Below are 8,438 nucleotides of genomic sequence, written 5' to 3'. Positions count from 1 at the left end.
TTGTACATCACGCTAAAAATAAAATTCGATTTAATACGCATGAAACCAGTGTTTTCAAGGGTTTTAAGAAAGTCGGGTTCAATACCCTGACTGCCCATCACAATGCATCACACCACTAATCAGTTTTCACGCAGTGCTAGACACCGTGGATGCTGATTTTTTTACGCTTTAAAAAAACACCAAGTGCGGGTAAACGCACTTGGTGTTTTCTGTTTCCTATTTAAATCGGCGCCCGAGAATATCCAGACTGCGCAGCCGATCACCCATATCGGCCACATCAGGCAAATGTCCCCAGGTTTCAAACCCGTTCTTCTTAAATAACCCGATGCTTGGCAAATTGTGATGAAAAACAAACGCCACAAGGGTATCAATATCCAAATCTGTTAACTGTGAAAAGACGAAGTTCAACGCCTTTTGACCCAATCCGTGGTGTCGGTAACGTTCATCGATATAAATACTGATTTCCGTTGTGTGTACGTATGCTGGGCGACCGTAAAACGACTCCAGACTCACCCAACCTGCAATGGTGTCACCATCCTTCATCAACCAGATTGGCCTTGATTTTGGATTAAACTCGTTAAACCACGCCTGTTTAGAAGCCACTGAAACGGGCTCCAAATCAGCGGTGGCTAAACGGCCTGGAATACTTTGGTTATAGATTGCGGTAATGGTTGGTAAATCTGCTTGTGTCGCGTATTCAAAGGTAATACTCATAGGTTAGGCTCACTTTCAGAAATTTCTATGAACATCATACGCCTTTCCGGTTTTCAGTACCACTTCACACCGCGGTGTTATTTAACGGGTGGATCAGCAATCGTAATCACGATTTTACCATGGGCATGATGCGACTCACTGCGGATATGCGCTGCGCGAAGACCATCCGTTGTTAACGGATATTCACTATCAATGATCACCTTTACCTTACCCGCAGCAACTAACTCGGCCACCGCTGCTGTATCCTGACCATTAGGATGCATCCGCCAGTGTCTAGCTGAAGGATGCCCGTTTTGCTGGGCAAATGACGGTTGACCGGCAATGCTAATGAGCTGTCCGGTTGGCTTCAGGATCTTTAGGCCATTGTTGATATCATCCATCGTGTCAAACACCCCATCGTAATCATGCAAAACATCAGTATACTTCGTCTGGTGGTAGTCAATCACCTCATCGGCCCCTAGCGAACGCAGTAACGCATGATTTTCCACACTAGCCGTCGTTGCCACGTAGGCCCCTCTAGCTTTGGCGATCTGAATTGCAAACAAGCCAACGCCACCGGCACCACCTTGAACAAGCACTTTATCACCTTGACCAACGGCTAGTTGTTGAACGATTACCTGATAAGCGATCGTTCCAGCCAATGGAATGGCAGCACCCTCTTCAAACGAAATGTTGGCTGGTTTCAACGCTAACTTGTCCTCCCTAACCGCCACATACTCCGCATACGTTCCCCGATCATCCGGTCTAGCAATGACAGCATCACCAACTTTAAACTGACGCACGTTTGAGCCTACTTCAGTAATCACACCAGAAACGTCCATCCCAAGCACAATCGGAAAGCCCCAACCCGCTCGCGTTCCGTTTCGGGTACGCCAATCGATGGGATTGACACTCGTCGCAACCATTTTGACTAATACTTCGTCTGAATCAATGCTTGGTACGGGGATTTCTGCTTCATGAAGCTCTTGAGCATCACCAAAACGGTCAATTACAATTGCCTTCATTATTTTCAGCCCTCTTTCGTAAAGTCCTGTGGTTTAATTTTGCGCATAATATAGGCTGATTAGACTAGAAAAGCAAGCATTTCAAATCGTAATTTTGAGGCACTAAAAAACGCTGATATACCCGACTAATAGGCTATTATCAGCGTTTTTTGATATGTGTGAATAGGACTATGTGTATCGCTTAGAAGCAATATTTGAATTTTTTCTACTATATATTATGTGTTTAGATATGTGTGTGAAATTAAACTTCAACTTGTTGACCGATTGCTTCCTTGATTGCATTACCTAACCGTTCAATACCAGTGACAATCTTATCATCTTGCATATTGGAGTAGTTCAAACGGAACGTGCCAGGAATGACCTTGTCGGCGTAAAATGGTTCGCCAGGAACAAAGGCGACATCATGGTCAATGCAAGTATTAAATAACGTTTGAGTATCAACGCCTGGCACTTCAACCCAGATGAACAACCCACCTTCTGGCTGACTATATTTAGCATCCGTTGGGAAATACTTCTTGATGGCATCCATCATGATTCCCTCACGGCGGCGATAAACATCCTTAATCTTGGCAATGTGATCATCAATATTGTAATCAGACATATACTTTGCAATGATGTGCTGCGTTAAATTATCGGAGTGAACATCAACCGTTTGCTTCATTAAAGTAAACTTCTTAACTAAGTTCTTTTCAGCAACGATCCAGCCGATCCGCAAACCTGGCGCTAATATTTTTGAGAAGGTACTCATATAAATAACCCGTTCATCATGGTCATAATTTTTGACCGGTGCAACGTCTTGGCCAGCGAAACGAATCGCGCCATACGGGTCATCTTCAAGGATCATGACATTGTATTTCGCTGCAATTTCAATCATTCTTTGACGACGATCAGCAGGCATTGTGCGACCCGTTGGATTTTGAAAACTTGGAATGGTGTAGATAAACTTAGTATTTGGATTATCTCGAACAGCCTGCTCTAAGGCGTCCATCTTCATCCCATCATCATCCATTGGTACACCAACCATATGAGCCCCATAGCTGCGGAAAACATCTAGCGCACACAGGTAGGTTGGCTGTTCCACAATGACCGTGTCTCCTGGATTAATAAAGAGTTTAGCGGTTAAATCAATTGACTGTTGCGAGCCTGTAGTAATCATAATGTTATCAATGTCGCACGCGATACCTGAACGGTTCATCCGCTTGGCAATTTCCTCGCGTAACTTCGGATACCCAGCCGCGATGCTGTACTGTAAGGCTTCACGACCAGATTCATCATAGACTTCGTTAGTGACTTTCTTTAAGTCTTCAACGGGAAATAATTCTGGTGCTGGTAACCCACCGGCAAAGGAAATCACTTTAGGATCGCCAGCTACCTTTAAAATATTGCCAACTGGATCTTCATTACTTTCAGGTATGTTGTTTGCAAATTGATATTTCATTATGCTTCCACCTCTGCTTGTTTAGGATCTGCAACGTTTTGCGTTGGTTTGTGGTATTTACGCATCATTTCGGCCATGTGCACTTCTTCTACTACGAATTCGTGAACCCGGCAGACGTAATCGTGTTCCCGACCAATCTTTGCAATGTAGCCGTTAATGTAATCAACTTCAGTAGGACGACCTTTGGAAAAATCTTGATACATTGATGGATAGTGATACTTGTAAGCTTGGCTAACGGGAATAATGGAGTCGATTTCTTCTTGACGAGATTCAATTAACCGAATTCCTGCACGTTCGCAGGCATCAAAAGCTTCGTTGAATAGCGTGGTTGCCATTCTGGTCACGCCTTCATACTCAATAAATTGTCCCATTTGCATTTCATACATCGTGCAAAGCGTATTGGTAACGGCGTTGAAGACCACCTTTGACATGCACATGCCCTTCCATTCGTCCACCATTACTGGCCCCATCTTGGCAGCTGTAAAGTCCTTAAAGATTGCCTGCATGGTCTCATCGGCTGGCTTGTTATTGTAAGGTGCCATATGCATCACTTCGCTGTTAACAGGTCCCATGAAATCAACGTTTGCTGGTCCATCCATACGAGTAGCAATCATTGCCGTCCCACAGACGATGTGATCTTTTGAGAAGTACTTTTCAATTTTTTCGAAGTGGCCCATGCCGTTCATTGCTGAGAAGACGTATTGATCATCATGGAAAATACCAGCTTTACTGTCGCGGTCAAGTTCTTCGGCTAATTGCATCTGTTTCTTAAAGATGATCCAAACGTCAGGATGACCTGTGTATTCTTCTGGGTAATACATGTTGATTGGAATAATCCGGCGATTCTTGTGGTCGCGGGCAACGGAAACACCGCCTTGTTCACGAACTTTTTCAACGTTTGGTTCCCAAGTATCGATGAAGTCAACGTCTACGCCAGTGTTTTCCTGAAGCATGACACCATATCGATAACCCATAGCACCTGCACCAATAATTCCGTATTTCATGACAACCACTCCTTTAAAAGTTTTATGATCTCATCAGCTGTACGACAACTAAAAAACGCCCTTTGGTCAAAGACCAAAGGGCGTTTAGTAACGCGGTACCACCTTAATTCAAATTACCGTTTGAAGTAATTCCTCACACGCACAGCAACACTTAGTTGCGATACGCTGCACGATAATGGGTGCCACCAGTTCGCCTCGAGAAGCGAACCCGTCGAACACGATCTTTCAAACCATAGTCCTAATACCGTCTCACCAAACCGGTACTCTCTTCATAAGGCTATGATCCTAATCCACCGGGTCAAATCTTGTTGTCGTATTTGTTTTGTTGCATGTAGTGTAGCTCCGAACATGAGAAAATGTCAATCATTTTTAATAAATTAATTTTGAACAGGGTCATTTTAAGAGAGATAAAATGCTGTTATGACAGCTTTTTAGGATCAAAAAAACTTTGAAACTTTTTTGAGGAGAGCATTTTCCGTCTTCATCTCACTAAAATAACATAATCAAGCGTTCTAATCGCAGTGATTATTATTCAACTAATAAATTAATTTGCCTAATAAGCGTTTCAATTCAGCTTTCTCGTCATCAGTTAACTGTGACACCAAAGTATCAGATGAATGTTGCTCAAACGCATGCAATTCTGGATACACTTTGGCTCCTTTTTCTGCAACGTAAACGCGTCGCAGCCGTTTATCACTGGCATCATCTTCTAACCTAAGATAACCGTTATCCACCAGCTTGCGCACCGTCCGAAAAGCAGTTGTCCGATCAATCTGAACAGAATCAGCTAATTCACCCAGAAACATACCTGGCTTTTCATAACTGCGAATCACATATATAAAGGCATTGTTTGCTAACCCGAGACGCCTAAACTCCGCATTGGTATTGACTTCAATCCTGCGCGTAATCGCCCCAATATCACGAATAATCTCGAACATAATAAGCCTCCGTAATACTCATTTGACTCTAATTTACAGGAAGGTTATTGTATTTGCAATTAAATAGTGATAATATTTTGAAAGTAATTGCAAATGCAATGAATTAGAAAGCTTAGTCAGGAGTGGTCAATTTATGTGGAAAACCAAATCATTTTCAGAATTATCAACCAAGGAACTGTATGAACTCTATCATCTGCGGGTAGCAACCTTCGTCGTGGCTCAAAAGCGAATTTATCAAGAAGTCGATGAAAATGATTTAAATGCGCTGCACGTCTTCTACCAAGATGATCGTATCGTGGCCTATTCCCGTGTTTTTAAAGAAGGCAGCCATGTCACCTTTGGTCGAGTTGTCACGGATCCCGCCCACCGTGGTATTGGGTTGGGTGACCAGCTGATGACAAATGTTTTTAACGCGATCCGAACACATTTCAGTGACTTGCCAATTGAAATCGAAGCGCAAGTACAAGTTAAGGGTTTCTATGAACGTTATGATTTTAAGCCAGTTGGTGATCCCTTTATTTTTAACTCAACTCCCCACATCAAAATGGTGCACGACGCACTTTAATCATTGCTGTTATGATTAATTTGGTAGGTATTGTTGACGATTTAAGAGGAACAATAAACCGATATAGAACCATTGGATACGCAATTTCCTAGCATGTTCATTTTCTAAATAGCTTAAATTTAATGAATAATCATACATACTTTTAAGGAGGAAAGCCAATGTCAGCATTCTTTATTTTCGTCTTTGTCATGTCCTTCACTCCTGGGCCCAACACAATGATGGCAATGGTCTCTGGTCAGCAAAGAGGATTTCGTTCTAGCCTCCAACTGAATCTTGGCATGTTATTCGGGATGGGTTTCATGGGATTAATGGGCGCTTTATTTGCCCACTGGCTGCAGTCAACACCCACCTTCTTGACCTTTATGAAAGTCGTAGGTAGTGCATATCTCCTATATCTCGCATACCACATTTTCATTAGTCGGCCAGGTGAAACAGATAACAGCACCGGTAGCTTCCAAACAGGAATGTTATTACAGTTAACGAACATCTAAGGTTACCTCTACTTTATTACTGGCCTGGGTGCGTTCAGTCTAACTGGTATTTTAAATAACATGCCGATCAAGTGGTTGCTGATGGTATTAATTGGTAGTCTTGGCACGTTTGCTTGGACCGTTTGCGGTCAAATGATGAGTCGTTTTTACCACCAATATTACCGGATTTTCAATACGGTTATCACACTACTACTGGTATTTGCAGCAGTTGATCTCTGGCGGTAATTCAGCCCCAAATGTTCCACGTGAAACATTTTCAAAAAATAAAGCTCAGTTCTAAGTTAATTAAATACCTAGAACTAAGCTTTATTTTATACGTTAATCCATGTCCAATGAACCATACTCAACACCTAATCGATCGGCAATTCCAGTAACTTCGGCTAAGGTTTTATCGTCAATAATCATCCCATTATTTTTGCGATCTTCGTAAGCCAATGCTTCCTTATCACCAGCGACATAAATGGTCTTACCCGGAATAGCCGGCAGTTCACGAATTTGTTGCAGATAATCAGAGAATTTTTGAATAATCTGATTCACGTCCCCAAAAATGGCGGGATCGATGGCGATGAAGCTCTGTGACGGTCCAACTTGTAAGTCTTCAGGAGTAATTTCAGTGGAAGTGTTCCCCAGCGACAAAATGGACGTGAACACTTCAACGATGACACCGAGGCCAAAACCTTTATGACTGCCAGTTTCTTCGGTTACTCCGCCAAGTGGCGTTAACCCAACGTTAGATAACGGATCACGCAACGCATCCAGGTCTGCTGTATCATTGTGATCATTAATTTCCTGATCACCATCCTTAGCCACCCATAGAGCAGGTAAATCCTTTTCTAGTTTACGATAAACTTCAATTTTTCCCTGAGGCACGGTACTTGTAGCTGCATCAAAGATAAAATTATGCGGTTTGGCAGGCATGGCAAAAGCAATTGGATTGGTTCCAACAAAGGCTTGTGTCGCATGTGTAGGCAACATTGCCGGCCGGGAATTCGTGGACGACAACCCAATTAAGCCTTGATCAGCAGCCATGTTAGCAAAGTACCCTGCAATACCATAGTGGCCAGAATGTCTAGTTGACACGATACCAACACCGTGCGCTTTAGCCTTTTTAATCGCAATATCCATACTGTAAATTCCATTCAGCTGACCTAACCCAAAATTAGCATCAACGACGGCTGAGACATCCGTTTCCTTAACCACTTCCGGCTTGCTCTTAACCCGAATCTTACCGTTTTGAATAAAGTGATCGTACATGACCATCCGCTGAACACCATGGGAAGCAATCCCGTGTAAATCGGTATAAATCAGTGTCTCAGCGACTGCTTTACTTTGTTCTTCAGTAAACCCATAGGCCTTATAAATCTTATGTACCAGCGTCTTAACTTTGTCGCTATCGTATCTTTTTGTCATTTTAAACACCCTTTACTCTATGTTTTTATGAAAAGTAGATTAGACCATATAATATTTTTATTATCATACTCTTATTCTATAGATGCAACTGTCACTTTTGTAACCAAGTTTAAACACTGCCTCTATAACGCATATTTATTTATCAATCGTATAAAGTAATCATTCTGAAATCTATGTTCAAATGAATTAAATATCTTTACGATTCCTTAACCATTCTTTAGAAAGTCACATGGAAAAGTTCATATTTTAATCACATTTATTGCTTATGATTTAACCATAGTCAATTAGAAATTAGTTGGCTTCCCTTTTAAAACAGATAACGGTTTTTCGATTTTTCCTCCTCCCCAAAATCAGGATAAACCCAAAACAAAACGCTATCACTCCCCTCGACCCCACCACAACCCCTAATGTGGTGGGGCTTTTTGTGTAGAGTGTGAAAGCGGGTGTTTAGAGACTATCCTGTGCTACATGCAAGTCTCTGCCCACTTGAGCACGTTTCAGCTATGTAAGCGACAAAAATCCGCTCATCCCCAGATGAACGGATCACTTAAATTACAATAAAAAAGGCAGGCCCGCCGACCTTCGGAACGCACGAATGCGCCGATCTTTGGAATCCCGCCATGGTTTGGCACCGTTTGATAGTATCGCATGGATGGTTAGGTGTGTCAAGGTGTCGTTGACTGCTATATAGCCGAATCGGGCTACAGCAGACAGAGAGCTGTAGATAAGGGCAAGGAAATACAAACCCCTGATTTTCTTGTAAAGATTCTATAGCCTAATTGGGCTACAACAAGGCAGAAACTTGCTCGGAAGGGCACCGAGACACAAATACACATTCGGGATTTATGTCTCGGGGCCCTTCCGCTCCAGTTTC

At 42.5% G+C, this 8,438-nt stretch carries 9 protein-coding genes; 3 read left to right on the top strand and 6 right to left on the bottom strand.

What is annotated here, in order from left to right; all coding sequences use genetic code 11:
- Positions 1-216: 216 nt before the first annotated feature.
- The 5 genes from HC026_RS12050 to HC026_RS12030 form a co-directional block, all read right to left on the bottom strand.
- On the bottom strand, positions 217-714 hold the full coding sequence (locus HC026_RS12050) for a GNAT family N-acetyltransferase (protein WP_168926161.1): 498 nt from the start codon (positions 712-714) through the stop codon (positions 217-219).
- 77 nt (positions 715-791) lie between these two features.
- The gene (locus HC026_RS12045; RefSeq protein WP_168926160.1) at positions 792-1,718 is read right to left on the bottom strand and encodes an NADP-dependent oxidoreductase; all 927 of its coding nucleotides are present in this window, start codon (positions 1,716-1,718) and stop codon (positions 792-794) included.
- Positions 1,719-1,959: 241 nt separating this feature from the next.
- The gene (locus HC026_RS12040) at positions 1,960-3,156 is read right to left on the bottom strand and encodes an aminotransferase-like domain-containing protein (RefSeq protein ID WP_168926159.1); all 1,197 of its coding nucleotides are present in this window, start codon (positions 3,154-3,156) and stop codon (positions 1,960-1,962) included.
- Entirely contained in the window at positions 3,156-4,160 is a 1,005-nt protein-coding gene (locus tag HC026_RS12035; protein WP_168926158.1) for a ketopantoate reductase family protein, read from the bottom strand. The genes HC026_RS12040 and HC026_RS12035 overlap by 1 nt, the downstream gene beginning before the upstream one ends.
- A 536-nt stretch (positions 4,161-4,696) precedes the next feature.
- Entirely contained in the window at positions 4,697-5,098 is a 402-nt protein-coding gene (locus HC026_RS12030) for a MarR family winged helix-turn-helix transcriptional regulator (protein ID WP_168926157.1), read from the bottom strand.
- A 133-nt stretch (positions 5,099-5,231) separates the two neighbouring features.
- Here HC026_RS12030 and HC026_RS12025 point away from each other — a divergent pair, with 133 nt between their 5' ends.
- From HC026_RS12025 to HC026_RS12015, 3 genes are all read left to right on the top strand, one after another.
- Positions 5,232-5,663, top strand: a complete 432-nt coding sequence (locus tag HC026_RS12025; protein WP_168926156.1) for a GNAT family N-acetyltransferase — start codon at positions 5,232-5,234, stop codon at positions 5,661-5,663.
- A gap of 158 nt (positions 5,664-5,821) precedes the next feature.
- Positions 5,822-6,154, top strand: coding sequence for a LysE family translocator (locus HC026_RS12020; protein WP_168926155.1), 333 nt, complete (start codon positions 5,822-5,824; stop codon positions 6,152-6,154).
- An 81-nt stretch (positions 6,155-6,235) separates the two neighbouring features.
- Positions 6,236-6,379, top strand: a complete 144-nt coding sequence (locus tag HC026_RS12015; protein ID WP_168926154.1) for a LysE family translocator — start codon at positions 6,236-6,238, stop codon at positions 6,377-6,379.
- A gap of 93 nt (positions 6,380-6,472) precedes the next feature.
- On the opposite strand, the gene HC026_RS12010 is transcribed toward HC026_RS12015, so the two are convergent.
- Positions 6,473-7,564, bottom strand: coding sequence for an Ldh family oxidoreductase (locus tag HC026_RS12010; protein WP_168926153.1), 1,092 nt, complete (start codon positions 7,562-7,564; stop codon positions 6,473-6,475).
- Positions 7,565-8,438: the final 874 nt, after the last annotated feature.

It is taken from the genome of Secundilactobacillus angelensis, from assembly GCF_012641075.1.
Taxonomy (GTDB): Bacteria; Bacillota; Bacilli; order Lactobacillales; family Lactobacillaceae; genus Secundilactobacillus; species Secundilactobacillus angelensis.
Note: the sequence above shows the minus strand (reverse complement) of the source record. Positions and strands in the feature narration are given on the sequence as shown.